Consider the following 14466-nt stretch of genomic DNA (forward strand, 5'->3'; position numbering starts at 1 on the left):
GAGGCAACGCTAACCCGCCCGTACGCGCTCCGATCAGTGCTCCGGAGATGTGCGCCCTTGTCGCCCGGACCACGAGCACGGGGGATATCCCCACTGACAGTTGGTGTGCATCCACGCTGGGGCGCGGTCGCCGCTTTCGAGAATCTGTATTCAACGAACATCCGGCCCGCTAATGCGCGAGACTGAAGCGAGAGAACAATGACTACAGACACTGTGACGAAACCCCGAAACCCGTATTGGCAGCTCTGGCGAACCACGCCAAAAGAAGTGCTCTATCTGATGTTGAGCTTCCCGCTCGCGATGACCGGATTTGGCGTGGCCATCTCCCTCGTCGCCAGCGGTGTCGGCACGCTCGCGGTATTTTTGATCGGGTTCTTCGTCATGATCCTGGCTTTGTACGTTGGCCGTGGTTTCGGGCTCGCGGAGATCAATCTCTTGGAGTGGGCCGGTCGCGAAAAGATTGCGCGCCCGGATTGGCAAGACGATCGAGCCGCTACCGGATTCGGCGGTTGGCTAGCAGCAACTCTGGGAAACGCCCACTACTGGCTGTACCTCCTCCACACGGTCATCTTGAACTTCGTTCTCACCCTCGTGACCTGGATAATCTCGGTGGTCTGGCTCAGTGTCGGTCTCACCGGAATCTTCGCGTGGTTGCTCGACGGCGAAGTGCAGACGGGCGACCCCGACTGGTCTCTCGGTGAGTGGTTCTTTGGCCTGTTTGGGGTCAACACAGCAAGCTGGAATTTAGAAGTTGCCGACAACATCGTTGTCTTCGTCGTGGGCCTCATCTTCATCGCAACACTTCCCTTCGTCACTCGCGGTCTCGTTCTGACCCACTGGTGGCTGGCCCGCGCTCTGCTCTCCGCGTTCAAGTCGGATGGGCTGCGTCGCGAGGTGCAGTCCCTCGAAGAGTCACGCGGTGCCGCTCTCTCGGCAGAAGGCCACTCGCTTCGTCGCCTTGAGCGCGACATCCATGATGGACCGCAGCAGCGTCTCGTTCGCCTGCAGATGGATCTCGCGGCAGCGGAACGTCAGCTCGACGCCAACCCCGAGCAGGCGCGCCAGTTGCTCTCCGAAGCGCGAGCGCAATCAGCCGAAGCCTTAGAAGAATTGCGTGCGCTCTCTCGTGGCTTCGCGCCGCCGCTCTTGCTCGATCGCGGCCTTGTCGCAGCCCTCGAGTCCGTAGTGACGCGTGCTGCTGTGCCGACCACCCTCACCGCTGAGCTGCCCACGCCGTTGGCGCTGCCCGGTGAAGTTGAACGGGCGTCGTACTTCGTCGTTGCCGAACTGCTCACGAATGTTGCGAAGCATTCGAAGGCCAGTCACGCCGGAGTGCACCTCGGCACAGAACTCAGCGACGATCGCCCGTGGCTGCTGGTGCAGGTGACGGATGACGGCCAAGGTGGTGCGGCGGTGCTCTCCGACCACGGTCTTGCCGGCATCGAAGAGCGTGTGCGCGGTGTAGGTGGGCGCCTTGAGATCACGAGCCCTGAGGGTGGGCCGACTTCGGTCACGGCGCGACTGCCGCTGCCCAAGTCGAGTGCAGATCGGGCGCCCGTTGACCTCTAGTCTTAAGCGCATGAGCCCTTTGCGAGTTGCTGTTGCTGATGATTCGGTACTGCTGCGCGAAGGGCTCGTGCGTGTGCTCATCGAAGCGGGTTTCGATGTTGTCGGCTCGTTCGGTGATGCGGATGAACTGCTCGCGAACCTCGATGACTGCGCGCCTGAGCTAGTCGTTCTCGATGTGCGCATGCCACCGACGTTTCGCGACGAGGGAGTGCGGGCCGCAATTCGCTTGCGCGAACTCCGCCCACAGATTGGCATCCTCTTGCTCTCGCAGTATGTCGAGGTTGTCTATGCGCAAGAGCTCTTGTCATCGGGTCGTGGTGGCGTCGGCTATTTGCTGAAAGATCGCGTGGCATCGCTTTCTGAACTGCAGGATGCCGTGGAGCGAATCTCGGCGGGCAGCACGGTGCTAGACCCCGAGGTTGTCGCGCAGCTTGTCGGGCGCCGTCAAGATCCACTCATGTCGCTCACGCCGCGCGAGCACGAGGTCATGACGCTCGTCGCCGAGGGCCGCACCAATGCCGCTATCGCCAAGCAACTCGTGATCGGAATCGGCGCGGTCGAGAAGAACGTGACCTCAATCTTTCAAAAACTGAATCTCGAAGATTCGGGGAGCGACCACCGCCGGGTGCTCGCGGTGCTCACCTGGTTGCAGCGCTAGCGTCGCTTTTTCTCGCTAGCGAAGGGCACTGAACTTCGTGTTGAGAGTCTTCAGATCCCGGATGCGCCGCTCGAGCGTGATGCCGAGGAACAACACGATCGCGCCGCCGACCACGGCCCACAGCCACCAATCGGTGAGTTGGTACAGCGCGACGATGGCGGGAGCAAACGTGTGCGCCGCATGAATGAGAGCGACACCGGCACCGATCACGAGGGGTGCTTGAAGTTTGAGCCAGGTGCCGGCGACGATAGCGACGACGGAAGCAATGCCGAGAGCAAGGATTCTCCACACCGTGTTGAGGCTGTCGGTGGCGATGAATGTCGCGATCAGGCTGGGCAACAGAATGATTACTAACCCGGCGGTGAGCGCGGAGAAGCTGCGACGTTCGGGGTAGCGTGCCATGCGAATCGCGCCGTGGATCAGCACGGCAGTACCGAGCGGAACGGTGACCCACTCAACGGGAGTGATGAGCCCTCCGAGCGCAGCGATGGCCCCGACGACGCTCGCGAGCCCGAACGCGAGGTAGCTAATGCGGTGCGTGAGCGGTCGTGTCGAGGGGCGAGCCGTCACGAGCAACAGCGCGCTGCCGATCGCTACGAGTCCAACGATGCGGATGCTGTCTAGAGCGTTCTCGACGCTGCCGGAGTCGAGCAGAACGAGGGTTTCTATCGCGAACAGCAGCACGAGCGCGGTTCCGAGCAGAATCTCGCTCGTCGGTGCCCAACGCGAATGTGCCGGATCGGTAGTGAAGCTGGTGGAGGCGAGGCCGAAACTGCCGAGGGCGATCACGGCAACGGCGCCCAGCAGCCAGGAGTCGAGTTCTGGCAATGCGTTGGTGCTCTGGCTCGCCAGCACGAGCGCACGACTACCGGTCGTGGCAACGAGTCCGACGCCGGCGGCGACGATCGCGACCCCCCAGAAGTCGACGAGTCGATCATGAGGCTCAACAAAGCAGGCGGTGAGCAGCAGCGCTCCGCTGAGTCCGGCAATGATGAGCGTGTGCAGGCCGCTGCCCGATGCAGCGTTGAGCCCCAGCGGCAAAACGGCGATGAGCAGTGCGGCGAGCACAATCGCGGGAGCGGAGACGAGGCGTGACTGGCGCAGTTCTGCGCGTGCCGTGAACGTGCCCACGATGAGCACGACAGCGGCGAGCGGCAGCACATAGGCCTCAAGTGCTTCGACGCGCCCCTGGTCGAGCCGCAGCCAGAGCGCCCCAGTGCCGAAGGTAACGGCGGCCCACACGAGGTGTCGGCGCGGTGAGTGCGAACCGAAGATGCCATCGCGAGCAATGGATGCCAGCAGCAACGTGATCGAGACCAGCAGCACGATGAGCCAGTGACTGGCTCGCGGCTCGACGATCGCGTTGGCGGCGGTGATGCCCGCCACGGTGAGTGCGCTGATCTCGCTGACGCGGCGCATCCTTGGGTGAAGTCCGCGTACACGCAGAGCCATGCTGGCCGCGCCGACGAGGACGGATGCGGTTGCCGGCGCCAGCTGGATCGCGATGTCGGAGAGTCCCAGAGCGCGACTCGCGCTGTCGAGCGCCCACACCGTGGCTGGCGCGAGGAGCGCTGCTGCCGTGTAGCGAGCTTCGAGCCGGTCGATTCCGACGCGACCCGTCATGGTGAGAGCGAGCGCTACGAGGGCGGCCGCGGCGATGATGAAACTCACGAGTGGCAGGTTGAGCACTAGCGGTGCTGAGTCGCTGGGCGCGCCGTTAACCGAGGCGTTCCACAGCACTGCGGCGGCGAGGGAGGTTGCTGCCAGCCCGATCCACCACACCGTGAGACGATCTACCACGGTTGTCTGCGGCGCCGATTTCCAGAAGGAGAGCGCCAGTAGCAGCACGCCTGCGGCTCCGACCACGAGCCACGATTCGAGTTGGTTCGGTTGCCCGTCAGTGACGCCGAATTGCAGTTGTTCGCCCACTCCGGCTGCTGCCAAGAGCAGCACGATGCTAGCGCTGCCCAGCAGAGCGGCGCGGCTTGCGCGGCTAGTAACGGTGAGGCGTGCGGAGACAAGTAGCGCGGCTGTCACCACGCTCGCGAGTACCCACGTGTGGTGACTGGACCACGCCGAGCTGTAGGCCAACGCGAGGGGGAGCAACCCGCTTGCCACAATAGTGACGTGGATGTGTCGGGCCCCGTTGCGTCGTTTGTCGCGAGCAATCGATGCCACAGCTACGGTCGCCAGCACCAGCCACACGATAGTCGCTCCGAGCAGGGTGCCCGTGAGGGGCGCAGCCAGCGCAAGGGCGAGGCCGGCGCTGCTGAGGACGATATGTAGGCGGTTGCGCAACTGGCGGGTGAGCCACCAGAAAATCGTCATCGCTAGCGGCACGATCAACACAGTCAGCTGGGGCCAGCCGCTGTGCTCGATGTCAAAAGGTGCGCTGCCGGGCGTGATGCGTCGCAGACTTTGTTGCCCGGTAAATTGCAGCGCGACGAAGAGTGACTGAAAGAGAGGGATGATCGCGGCAGCGCCGGCGACAATCCAGACTCCAACCGCAGCCCAGAAAGTTGCGAGTCGGCCAGCGGTCGCGAGCCGCCTCCCGATGGTTTCGCTGGCAAGTGCTGTGGCCGTGAGCGTGGCGACGACAAGGAACAGAGAAGACGGTGATGCTTCCCCGGCTTCGACCGCATCAAAGCGAGGGATGATGCTGACCCAGAGTGCCGCGCCCAACAGTACGCCTGCCACAGCGGCGTACGCGTTCTGCACGCCAGCCAGAAGGCTGCCGCGGCCCCACGTTGCGATTCCATGGAATCCGGCAAGCGCAGAGAGCGCGAACAGCCACCCTGCAGTTTCCCGGCCACTGCTCGCGAGATAGGCGACGGCGATGAAGACGGGAGCTCCAGCAAACGCGACGAAGGAGTAGACGATGCCGATGATTTGCTCAGCGCGAGCAGCATAAGAGTCGTGAGCGGCGAAGACATGAACGAGCGAAGCAGCGGCCACAGCAACAAGAGTCGCGAGCATCGCCGTTTCGAAGGAACTCTCGCTAGTGAGCCCGCCGACCAGAAGCGCTGCGGCAAGAGGAAGCAGCGCGTAGCCCACCACGTTGACGAGCACGAGAGCACTTGTTCGATGCCACAGCATGAATCCGAGAGCGGCGAGCAATAGCGCGGCGCCCCAGTACAGTCGCCCTGCCCCGTCGCCGAGCACTACGAGGTCATTAGCTCGCAGCGCGTAGATATCGAGAACTACCAGGACCACGGCGAGGGCAGAGAGCGCTTCGCCGGTAGCGGCAAGCCCCCGGCGTTTCGTGGCAGATGCCGTCACGATACTCGCGATTGTGATACTTGCGACGATTGCAGAACGCCAGATGAGACCGAACGTCAGGAATGCGTAAACGAGGAAGAAGATCGCGCCGATAGAAAGTAACGAGACACCAACAACAAGCAAGAGAACTTGGATGCCGGAGTGCGGCTTGCCTGTTGTCGCAGGGCCGGGACTGCTGGCCACCGCGGCAGACGAGCCTGCACCATCGCGAGTAGTCGGAGTGCCGACGCGGGAACCCGCTGTCTGTTCTGGGGCAGCTGCGAAGGGAGGTACCGTGCTCGGAGCAGCTGTGACCGGAGGTACCGTGCTGGGAGTCGCTGCGCGAGAAGTAGCTGTGCTCGGAGCGGCTGCGCTGGGAGCGGCAGTGTTTGAAGCGGCAGCGGCGGTGCTGGCTGTGGCGGTCTCGAAACGGATTTTGCCGATGATCTCGAGCCGCGATTCGAGCAGAGTTGCTATGTCGAGTGATTCCTCGAGAAGCAGGGCAGCATCCGGGTGGTTGAGATCAAGCCCACATCGTGAGCACACCGCAGACGGCGGGAGCACGACGAAGCACGCCGGGCATCGCGAGGTATCGGTGAGGTCGCGCGGTCCACGAGGGAAGAGAACATGACCTACATGTTTGATGAAGGAACGCGCTGAACTGACCATCTACTCTGACTTCCTTTCGGGAGGAAGTCTCAGAGTAGCGGTGCTGAAAGCCTAGGAGGCGATGAGGCGCGAAAGTGTGGACTGTTGCTGGGCGTAGCCCTTTGCAGCCTGAAGTTCAGGGCGAGGCTTTTCGAGACGGTTGGTCCAGACCTTGCCATCCCACCAGCGGAGCAAGTGGCTACCAGCGGGGTCCGGGTACCAGCCGAAGGGAGGAAGTTGAGTTGCAGTGTTAGACATCGGGGGCGTCCAAGGTGCCCTGCCACGGGGGCGATACGGGTGTGGCCTGTGATCCAGCCGCCAAGGATCAGTTCGGGGAACGGCTAGTCCCCAGTATAGGGGGCACGTTTGCGACCCCACAAGGGGGTACGTGCATCGGTGGCGATGACGCCGGTGCGAGAAGACTCGTGGGTAAGATGGAGGAGTGAACATTCTTGGATTTGTAATTTCCTTCGTGCTCTTCGTGGGCGGCATCTACATGATGGGCGAAGCCTTCTACGTTGAGGGTCTAGAGTCTGTCGTGTTCATCGGTGGCCTGCTCGTCACCACTGCGGGAGTCTTCATCCCAATCCACGTAATAAAGCGCGTAGACAGCTAGCACCGCATGGCGAGCCTTCTCAGTCGGCTCGCTCCACTTGCGTTGACCCTTCGAGGGTCAAAACGCATGTTCAGCGATCCCCAGCGAACTCTCGCGCGGATCGCTGAGCTTCGAAAGAAACCTGTCCGGTTTGCCCCGCCGGCGTCGATCTCCCGGCACGTCTCGGTCTCACGCCGCGATGTTGGCGGTTGGCCCGTGTTCACGATTGCGCCCCAGTCGTCTTCGGGCGCCGGCCACGTCGTATACCTCCACGGTGGAAGCTACGTTTTTCAGATCGATCCGCTGCACTGGAAGCTCATCGCCCGTCTCGTGCGCGCCACCGGAACGACGTTCACCGTTCCGATCATGCCTCTCGCCCCCGACGGCCGTGCTTCCGTGGTTGTTGATCGAGCGGCATCCATCGTTCAATCCGTTGTGGCCGACGTCGGCGCTGAGAATGTCAGCGTGATGGGGGATTCCTCCGGCGGTGGCATGGCGATGGCCGTTTCCATGGAGCTGCGCGACCGCAAACTTCCTCCGCTCCGCTCGATCGTGCTAATTGCGCCCTGGCTCGACATCAGCGGCACCGACCCGATGTTGGCGGAGATCGCTCCGCGGGATCCGTGGCTTGCGGTTCCGGGAACGCACGCGGCAGGGGCGCTCTATCGTGCCGAGCTCGACGAGAGCGACTGGCGTGTGAGCCCCATCCACGGCGACCTCGCTGGCCTCGCCCCCATCACTGTTTTTACGGGAACCCGAGACCTCGTGCATGCGGATGCTCTGCGCCTTCGTGATCGTGCGCAGAAAGAGGGCCTCGCCCTCGACTTCCGCGTGGGGGAGGGCATGATCCACGACTACCCACTCTTGCCGATTCCCGAGGCCGCCGAGGCGCGCTCCGTTATTGTGCGTGCAATCAGCGGCGGCGTGCCAACACCACCCCGTTAGCGAGCGCTTACAGTGGGAGCGTGAACAAGCTTCCCCATTTCACCTCGGCGAGCGAGGCTGCCAACGATCCGCGCATTCTCGTGTTCGGCCGGCTTCTCGGCGCCGCGAATCGTCTGGAGTACATCCTCGCTCAGTCGCTGCACGAAGAACTTGATCTCGACCACAGCCTCTTCGAGTTGCTCCTCGTTGTCGGGCGTGCTGGTGCCGGTGGTGTCCCGGTGCGAGACATTGCTCAAGCTCGCGTGCTGACTTCCGGTGGCGCTACCCGGCTGGTGAACCGAGCTGAGAAACGTGGGTTCATCGTGCGTCGGGCCTCAGTCGACGACAAGCGGGTGCAGCTGATCGAGCTCACGCCGCACGGAGAAGAAGTGCTTCTGGCCGCGAGCGCTCTTCACGCGCGGAACGTGGAAACTCATCTTCTTTCCGTCTTGCCGGAGGATCAAGCTGCGGTCTTTGGGCAAGCGATACGAACCCTGAGTAAGAGCGCGTCCGCGTCGCTGCCGGTGATGCCCTAACGAATTCGCAGTTTCTTTCTGCGAGTGGGAATACCTGACTGATCAGCCTTTGTTGTACCTGATGCGCGGCACGCGATGCTGTGCCCCCGATGCTTTCGGGGCCGCTCAGAAAGGAACAACGCACTATGTCTCTCAACTACGAAGTCTTCGACCTCGACTTTCCCGCTGGTTCGCCGAACAAATCCGCAGTGCTCGTCACGGGGGAGACCGAGGCTCTCCTTGTGGATGCCGCATTCACCCGTGCAGACGGTCACCGTCTAGTTGCGGCCATTCTCGATTCCGGCAAAAAGCTCACCACCGTATTTGTTAGTCACGCGGACCCCGATTTCTACTTCGGTCTTGAGGTGATCGCGGACGCCTTCCCCGAAGCCGACCTTGTAGCGACGTCGATCGTAATCGACCACATCCGCTCCTCGTTTGAGGGAAAACTGCAGGCTTGGTCGGCGCTCGGAGTCAATCTGCCTACGCGCCTTGTTGAGCTCACCGCTCTAGGCGCTGACTACCTTGAGGTTGATGGACAGCGCCTCGAACTGCGTGGAGGTTCAGAAGTGCTTCCTGACCGCCACTACCTCTGGAGCGCCGAAGATCGCGCTATTCTCGGCGGAGTTCTCGTCTTTCAGCAAGAACACGTCTGGACCGCAGACACTGCGACCGTCGAACGTCGTGCGGCCTGGATCGAGCAGCTCAACGAGATGATCGCGCTCGATGCCCAACTTGTGATTGCCGGGCACCGCCTCCCCGACACCGCAAACGACGCGAGCGCACTGACCTACACCCGTGACTACCTCGTCACTTTCGAGCAGGTGTTGGCGGATGCCGCTGACGGCGCCGCAACCACCGCAGCGCTTATCGAGGCCTACCCCCAGTCGGGCATGCTCATCGCAGCACAGCTCGGCCCGAAGGTAGCGAAGGGCGAAATGGCATGGGGTTAGAACCGATGACTGACTTCGCAACATCCACAGAACCTCGCGACGTCGTTCGTCGCCAATACCTGGCCTCCGCAGCAGGCGATCTCGATGCGCTTCGCGAAACGCTTGCACCAGACGTGGAATGGACCGAGATGGCGGGCTTCCCTCTCGCGGGCACATACCGTACGCCAGAAGGGGTCACTTCATCCGTAATGGAGGTGCTGGGCCGAGACTGGGACGGGTGGATCGCCCACGACGACAGCTACGTGGTCGACGGTGAAAACGTTGTTGTGCTTGCTCGCTACACAGCGACGAATCGTGCAACTCATAAAGCTCTCAACGTGCGGGTGGCCCACCACTTCGTGGTGCGCGGAGGACTCATCGTGCGCTTCGAGCAGTTCGTCGACACGGCCAAAGTGGCCGAGGCTGCAAGCATCTAAGGACAGCGGAGTACCGCGTTAACGAATGAAGGCCGCCTCAGTGAGGCGGCCTTCATTCTGCAATGGAGGGGATACGGAGAATCGAACTCCGGTCATCAGTTTGGAAGACTGAGGCTTTACCATTAAGCTACATCCCCATTTGGTACCCGTTCGTGCTGTGTACCGAGGAATACTGTACCTGAAACCTCGCAAAGTGCGAAGTCGAGATCGCTCAAGGCGAAACTTCCCAGCGAATTGCTGGATCAGAGCACGATAAACCTGCTGAACGGGATGCAAAAAAGCTCGATATCTGGATCTCGTCAACATTCTCTGCGCGCTCAGGCTAGACTTGCCGAGGCCAATTTTGTGTCGGTATTGCTCTGCGATGCCGTGGCCATGAAAAACACGGCGCCCCGGGGCGTAGCTCAGCTTGGTAGAGCGCTCGGTTTGGGACCGAGAGGTCGCAGGTTCGAATCCTGTCGCCCCGACGAAATACACCATCGAATTACAGGAGATCCACGACGTGAAGACAACCGTTGAGAAGTTGAGCCCGACCCGCGTCAAGCTCAACATCTCGGTCACCCCCGAAGAGCTCAAGCCGAGCATCGATCACGCGTATAGCCACATCGCCTCGCAGATCAACATCCCCGGCTTCCGCAAGGGAAAGGTGCCGCCGCAGCTGGTTGACCAGCGCGTTGGCCGCGAAGAGATCTTGAACCACGCTGTGAGCGATGGACTCGATGGCTTCTATCGCCAGGCTGTTACCGAAGAAGAGATTCGCGTTCTCGGTCGCCCCGAGGCTGACATCGTCACCTGGCCCGAGGTCAAGGACTTCAGCGGAGACCTCGTTCTCGCTATCGAGGTTGACGTTCGCCCCGAGTTCGAGATGCCTGCCTACGACAAGCTCACCCTCACGGTTGACGCTGTTGAAGCATCCGCCGACGACGTCAAGACTGAACTCGACACCCTGCGTGCTCGTTTTGGCACGCTCGTTACCGTCGACCGTCCGGCCAAGACCGGCGACTTCGCTCAGCTCGACCTTGTCGCCAAGATCGGCGACACCGAGGTTGACTCCGCAACGAGCATTTCCTACGAGCTCGGCTCGGGTGAACTGATCGAGGGCATCGACGAAGCCCTTGACTCGCTAAGCGCCGGCGAATCCACCACCTTCGAGTCAGTACTGCTCGGCGGAGACCACGAGGGCGAAACCGCCGTCATCAGCGTTTCGCTGCTCACCGTCAAGGAGCGCGAGCTTCCTGAGGCTGACGACGACTTCGCTCAGATGGCTAGCGAGTTCGACACCATCAAGGAGCTCAAGGCCGACCTCAAGGAGCAGGTAAAGCGCTCCAAGTCGTTCGGTCAGGCTTCTGAAGCTCGCGACCAGATCGTTGACGAACTGCTCAAGAGCGTGGAGATCCCCGTTCCCGAGAAGCTCGTTGAAGACGAAGTTCACCGTCACCTCGAGAACGAGAACCGCCTCGAAGACGACGAACACCGCGCAGAGGTAGTCGTCGCCAGCGAGAAGACCTTCCGCTCGCAGATCCTCCTCGACTCGATCGTTGAGAAGGAAGAGATCAAGGTCAGCCAGGAAGAGCTCACCTCGTACCTCGTGCAGGGCGCTCAGCAGTACGGCATGGAGCCCGGCGAGTTCATCCAGATCTTGGACAAGAACGGCCAGATCCCCGCCATGGTGGCTGAGGTTGCTCGCAGCAAGGCTCTCGCAGTCGTGCTCAGCAAGGCCAAGGTTGTTGACACCAAGGGCAAGGCCGTCGACGTCTCGGCTTTCACCGCTCTCGCCAACTCAGACTCTGCTGAAGAAGTTGTTGCAGCAGACGACGCAAGCGACGAGTCCTAAGCGACATAGTTTTACCCCCTCACGGCCGACTAGTTATCTAGTCGGCCGTGAGGTCGTTAAGGGCGAAAACGTCAGCGTGTGATTGTCTCGACAAAGAGGCGCGCATAGCGAGCGCCGTCGACGCCGAGCGCGACATCGATGCGGCGAGAGCTGTTGTCAGCAGCGCCGTCTTGCGCATGCCCAGCGGTGCGGTGGTCGACCACAGTTTGTCCGCGAGTGAGCGGATCGGCCAGGCTGACGCGCACCGGCACATGCACTGTGGTGAGGCCGCGCGGATCGATGGCAGCGCAGACCGCACCAGCATCCCCAATATCGCCGTGTCCATCACCGGCAACGCGAACCTCGCCGCCCTTCACCGTGACAAGGTGCTGGAGCAAGCGGCCAGTCAGTTGAGCTCCGGCCTCTGCCGAGGCCGCGAGAGTGGCAATCTCGGCGGGCGCAATGGTGACGGCATAGAAAACATCCAAGCCATACATCGTGATCGGAACACCCGCGGTGAGCACGATCTCAGCAGCCTCGGGATCGTGCCATGTGTTGAACTCTGCGACGGCCGTCGCGTTGCCGACAGAGGCCGAGCCGCCCATGAACACGATGCGTTCAACGTTGGCGAGCACCTCCGGATAGGTGCGCACCAAGAGGGCGATATTCGTCATCGGAGCGAGCGGAACGAGCGTGACCGGAGTGGGGCTCGCGAGAATTTCGCGACGCAACAGCTCAACCGCATGAAGCGGAACGCCCTGACGAGTGGATGCGGGCAGGCCGAGATCGGCGAGTCCATCCACGCCATGAACGTGAGCAGCCGGATGCGCGTCGGCGAGTAACGGGCGGTTGGCACCCGCGGCTACCGGAACATCGCCGGCTCCCGCCGCATCCAGAACGGTCAAAGTATTGCGCACGACCTGCTCAAGGCTTGCGTTGCCGGCCACGCACGTCACCGCTCTCAGAGTGACACCGGGGTGTCGCACCGCCAGCATCAGCGCGAGCGCATCGTCAATACCAGTGTCGACGTCGAGAATCATTTGCTGCATGCGGCAATGCTATTGCCGCTGCAGTGCTCACCGTGACGGGTGCCGTCACCTGCTGCGCGAACTAATCGGCAAATAACTCGGCAGCGTACCCGCGCACCGAACGCTGATACAGAGGGAGATAGCTTGCCAAGGCCATCAGGGCGACTGCGGCACCCTGCGTGGGATCACCGCGACTCGTGAGGGCAAGAGCGAGAAATGCGGCGGTAGGGCCCGTCCACTCATCATCGGGATGCTCGTGGAGCTGCTGCTCGAGGAGAGCGATCGACTCCTCGATGCGATTGAGATTGCGTAGCGTGCTGGCCAACTGGATTGTCGCACGGGGCATCAGGGCCGCATCCAAGCCATTCTCGATGGCTCGGCGGTAGAGCGGCTCAGCCTCGGTCTCTAACCCGGCATAGTCGCGCGCCCCCGCTGCCTCGAAGAGCGCTTCGGCATCGTCAGGGCCACGTTCGGCGACAAGCTCATCGATCGCCGCGACAACATCGTGCTCGGCCATGGTGGCTGCATGGGCCCAAATATCTGCGATTCGATCGCGCCAGTTCTGCTGCATTCGGTGAGCCTACAAGCAGCCTCGGGCGACGCGGTACTTTGCCTAGGGCGAACACGCCAGAATCGCGGGCCGCACTCGGATAGATTCTTACTACGCGATAACTGAAATGGAGCGCAACAATGGCCCAACCGGCATTGGTCTCGAGCATCTTCGACCAACTCCTCAAGGACCGCATCATCTGGCTCGGCTCAGAGGTGCGCGACTCAAACGCGAACGAGATCTGCGCAAAGATCTTGCTGCTCGCAGCAGAGGATCCCAAGCGCGACATCTACCTTTACATCAACTCGCCCGGTGGCTCGATCACCGCCGGTATGGCGATCTACGACACGATGAAGTTCGTTCCGAACGACATCGTCACCGTCGGAATTGGCCTTGCTGCCTCAATGGGGCAGTTCCTGCTTTCCTCGGGCACCAAGGGGAAGCGCTACATCACCCCCAACGCCCGCGTGCTCCTGCACCAGCCGTCGGGTGGATTCGGTGGAACCGCGGCCGACATTCAGACTCAGGCTGGCGTCATCCTCGACATGAAGAAGCGCATGGCAGAGCTCACTGCAGAGCAGACCGGCAAGAGCGTCGAACAGGTTCTTATCGACAACGACCGCGACAACTGGTTCACAGCCCAAGAAGCACTCGAATACGGCTTCGTTGATCATCTGCGCGAGTTTGCCTCCGACGTAGTCGGCGGCGGCGGTACCGAAGAAAACGCGACCGACGACAACGCAACCGGCAAGAAGGACTAATTATGGAGAACTTTAACCTCGGTGCTCAAGCACCCGCAGGCATTGGCCGTCCGGATGCAGATGCTCGTTATGTTCTGCCGACTTTCGAGGAGCGTACGGCTTACGGTTACAAGCGCCAAGACCCGTACGCCAAGCTGTTCGAAGATCGCATCATCTTCCTCGGTGTGCAGATCGACGACGCTTCCGCCGACGACGTCATGGCGCAGCTCCTCGTCCTCGAGAGCCAGGACCCTGACCGCGACATCGTGATGTACATCAACTCGCCTGGTGGCTCGTTCACCGCCATGACCGCGATCTACGACACGATGCAGTACATCCGCCCACAGATTCAGACAGTAGTTCTGGGACAGGCGGCCTCGGCTGCGGCCGTGATCACCGCCGGCGGTACCCCGGGAAAGCGGTTGGCGCTGCCCAACGCTCGCATCCTCATCCACCAGCCCAGCGGTGGCTCAGAAGGCGCGAGTCAGGCCTCAGACATCGAGATTCAGGCACGTGAGATTCTTCGCATGCGTGAATGGCTTGAGGAGACGCTCGCCCACCACTCGAACCGCACGGCTGAGCAAATCAACAAAGACATCGAACGCGACAAGATTCTGAGCGCGGCCGAGGCCCTAGAGTACGGCCTCATCGATCAAGTTCTCACGAGCCGTAAGAACTTGCCCGCGATCACAAGCTAGTCTCTGTGTGAACGTAACTAAGGCGGTCACCCTCCGAGGGCGGCCGCCTTAGTTCGTTAAGGTGCGCGGCAGTGACACCGCGAACCATAGTGGTTGGATCG

At 61.7% G+C, this 14466-nt stretch carries 14 protein-coding genes and 2 tRNA genes; 11 read left to right on the forward strand and 5 right to left on the reverse strand.

Annotation, left to right across the window (positions count from 1 at the left end; genetic code table 11):
* The first annotated feature begins 198 nt into the window (after nucleotides 1-198).
* Both ACR3YK_RS10255 and ACR3YK_RS10260 read left to right on the forward strand, forming a co-directional pair.
* Nucleotides 199-1569, forward strand: a complete 1371-nt coding sequence (locus ACR3YK_RS10255; RefSeq protein ID WP_486174779.1) for a sensor histidine kinase — start codon at nucleotides 199-201, stop codon at nucleotides 1567-1569.
* A gap of 10 nt (nucleotides 1570-1579) precedes the next feature.
* Complete coding sequence (locus ACR3YK_RS10260; RefSeq protein WP_100388707.1) at nucleotides 1580-2227, forward strand: response regulator transcription factor; 648 nt, start codon at nucleotides 1580-1582, stop codon at nucleotides 2225-2227.
* A gap of 15 nt (nucleotides 2228-2242) precedes the next feature.
* Here ACR3YK_RS10260 and ACR3YK_RS10265 read toward each other — a convergent pair whose 3' ends face one another.
* Together ACR3YK_RS10265 and ACR3YK_RS10270 are read right to left on the reverse strand one after the other, a co-directional pair.
* Entirely contained in the window at nucleotides 2243-6154 is a 3912-nt protein-coding gene (locus tag ACR3YK_RS10265; protein WP_486174780.1) for an SCO7613 C-terminal domain-containing membrane protein, read from the reverse strand.
* A 51-nt stretch (nucleotides 6155-6205) separates the two neighbouring features.
* Nucleotides 6206-6391, reverse strand: coding sequence for a DUF2510 domain-containing protein (locus tag ACR3YK_RS10270; RefSeq protein ID WP_100388709.1), 186 nt, complete (start codon nucleotides 6389-6391; stop codon nucleotides 6206-6208).
* 184 nt (nucleotides 6392-6575) lie between these two features.
* On the opposite strand from ACR3YK_RS10270, the gene ACR3YK_RS10275 reads away from it, so the two are divergent.
* The 5 genes from ACR3YK_RS10275 to ACR3YK_RS10295 all read left to right on the forward strand — a co-directional run bounded on the left by ACR3YK_RS10275 (nucleotide 6576) and on the right by ACR3YK_RS10295 (nucleotide 9536).
* Nucleotides 6576-6749, forward strand: a complete 174-nt coding sequence (locus ACR3YK_RS10275; RefSeq protein WP_486174781.1) for a hypothetical protein — start codon at nucleotides 6576-6578, stop codon at nucleotides 6747-6749.
* Nucleotides 6750-6815: 66 nt separating this feature from the next.
* Nucleotides 6816-7673, forward strand: a complete 858-nt coding sequence (locus ACR3YK_RS10280; protein WP_486174782.1) for an alpha/beta hydrolase fold domain-containing protein — start codon at nucleotides 6816-6818, stop codon at nucleotides 7671-7673.
* Nucleotides 7674-7693: 20 nt separating this feature from the next.
* Nucleotides 7694-8188: a MarR family winged helix-turn-helix transcriptional regulator gene (locus ACR3YK_RS10285; protein ID WP_486174783.1), complete on the forward strand. Its 495-nt coding sequence runs from the start codon at nucleotides 7694-7696 to the stop codon at nucleotides 8186-8188.
* 125 nt (nucleotides 8189-8313) lie between these two features.
* The gene (locus ACR3YK_RS10290; RefSeq protein WP_486174784.1) at nucleotides 8314-9120 is read left to right on the forward strand and encodes an MBL fold metallo-hydrolase; all 807 of its coding nucleotides are present in this window, start codon (nucleotides 8314-8316) and stop codon (nucleotides 9118-9120) included.
* A gap of 5 nt (nucleotides 9121-9125) precedes the next feature.
* Nucleotides 9126-9536, forward strand: a complete 411-nt coding sequence (locus ACR3YK_RS10295) for a nuclear transport factor 2 family protein (protein WP_486174785.1) — start codon at nucleotides 9126-9128, stop codon at nucleotides 9534-9536.
* Nucleotides 9537-9599: 63 nt separating this feature from the next.
* On the opposite strand, the gene ACR3YK_RS10300 is transcribed toward ACR3YK_RS10295, so the two are convergent.
* A tRNA-Gly gene (locus ACR3YK_RS10300) sits at nucleotides 9600-9673 on the reverse strand.
* A gap of 256 nt (nucleotides 9674-9929) precedes the next feature.
* Between ACR3YK_RS10300 and ACR3YK_RS10305 the strand changes: the two genes are divergently transcribed.
* Nucleotides 9930-10003, forward strand: a tRNA-Pro gene (locus ACR3YK_RS10305).
* A 35-nt stretch (nucleotides 10004-10038) separates the two neighbouring features.
* The gene (gene tig, locus ACR3YK_RS10310) at nucleotides 10039-11370 is read left to right on the forward strand and encodes a trigger factor (RefSeq protein ID WP_486174786.1); all 1332 of its coding nucleotides are present in this window, start codon (nucleotides 10039-10041) and stop codon (nucleotides 11368-11370) included.
* Between the two features lie 71 nt (nucleotides 11371-11441).
* Here the strand turns inward: tig and ACR3YK_RS10315 are convergent, their stop codons facing one another.
* Both ACR3YK_RS10315 and ACR3YK_RS10320 read right to left on the reverse strand, forming a co-directional pair.
* Nucleotides 11442-12398, reverse strand: coding sequence for a nucleoside hydrolase (locus ACR3YK_RS10315; RefSeq protein ID WP_486174787.1), 957 nt, complete (start codon nucleotides 12396-12398; stop codon nucleotides 11442-11444).
* A gap of 61 nt (nucleotides 12399-12459) precedes the next feature.
* Nucleotides 12460-12948, reverse strand: coding sequence for a tetratricopeptide repeat protein (locus ACR3YK_RS10320; RefSeq protein WP_486174788.1), 489 nt, complete (start codon nucleotides 12946-12948; stop codon nucleotides 12460-12462).
* Between the two features lie 119 nt (nucleotides 12949-13067).
* Between ACR3YK_RS10320 and ACR3YK_RS10325 the strand changes: the two genes are divergently transcribed.
* Together ACR3YK_RS10325 and ACR3YK_RS10330 are read left to right on the forward strand one after the other, a co-directional pair.
* Complete coding sequence (locus ACR3YK_RS10325) at nucleotides 13068-13688, forward strand: ATP-dependent Clp protease proteolytic subunit (RefSeq protein ID WP_486174789.1); 621 nt, start codon at nucleotides 13068-13070, stop codon at nucleotides 13686-13688.
* Between the two features lie 2 nt (nucleotides 13689-13690).
* The gene (locus tag ACR3YK_RS10330) at nucleotides 13691-14365 is read left to right on the forward strand and encodes an ATP-dependent Clp protease proteolytic subunit (RefSeq protein WP_486174790.1); all 675 of its coding nucleotides are present in this window, start codon (nucleotides 13691-13693) and stop codon (nucleotides 14363-14365) included.
* Nucleotides 14366-14466: the final 101 nt, after the last annotated feature.

This window comes from Salinibacterium sp. 10G20-15 (genome assembly GCF_057365065.1).

What these genes read in the sequence shown, in the direction of transcription:
- ACR3YK_RS10325 (WP_486174789.1), top strand. Translation starts at nt 13,068, where the DNA reads ATGGCCCAACCGGCATTGGTCTCGAGCATCTTCGACCAACTCCTCAAG.
- ACR3YK_RS10320 (WP_486174788.1), bottom strand. Translation starts at nt 12,948, where the DNA reads ATGCAGCAGAACTGGCGCGATCGAATCGCAGATATTTGGGCCCATGCA.
- ACR3YK_RS10290 (WP_486174784.1), top strand. Translation starts at nt 8,314, where the DNA reads ATGTCTCTCAACTACGAAGTCTTCGACCTCGACTTTCCCGCTGGTTCG.
- ACR3YK_RS10315 (WP_486174787.1), bottom strand. Translation starts at nt 12,398, where the DNA reads ATGCAGCAAATGATTCTCGACGTCGACACTGGTATTGACGATGCGCTC.
- ACR3YK_RS10265 (WP_486174780.1), bottom strand. Translation starts at nt 6,154, where the DNA reads ATGGTCAGTTCAGCGCGTTCCTTCATCAAACATGTAGGTCATGTTCTC.
- ACR3YK_RS10260 (WP_100388707.1), top strand. Translation starts at nt 1,580, where the DNA reads ATGAGCCCTTTGCGAGTTGCTGTTGCTGATGATTCGGTACTGCTGCGC.
- ACR3YK_RS10270 (WP_100388709.1), bottom strand. Translation starts at nt 6,391, where the DNA reads ATGTCTAACACTGCAACTCAACTTCCTCCCTTCGGCTGGTACCCGGAC.
- ACR3YK_RS10295 (WP_486174785.1), top strand. Translation starts at nt 9,126, where the DNA reads ATGACTGACTTCGCAACATCCACAGAACCTCGCGACGTCGTTCGTCGC.
- ACR3YK_RS10330 (WP_486174790.1), top strand. Translation starts at nt 13,691, where the DNA reads ATGGAGAACTTTAACCTCGGTGCTCAAGCACCCGCAGGCATTGGCCGT.
- ACR3YK_RS10280 (WP_486174782.1), top strand. Translation starts at nt 6,816, where the DNA reads ATGTTCAGCGATCCCCAGCGAACTCTCGCGCGGATCGCTGAGCTTCGA.
- ACR3YK_RS10255 (WP_486174779.1), top strand. Translation starts at nt 199, where the DNA reads ATGACTACAGACACTGTGACGAAACCCCGAAACCCGTATTGGCAGCTC.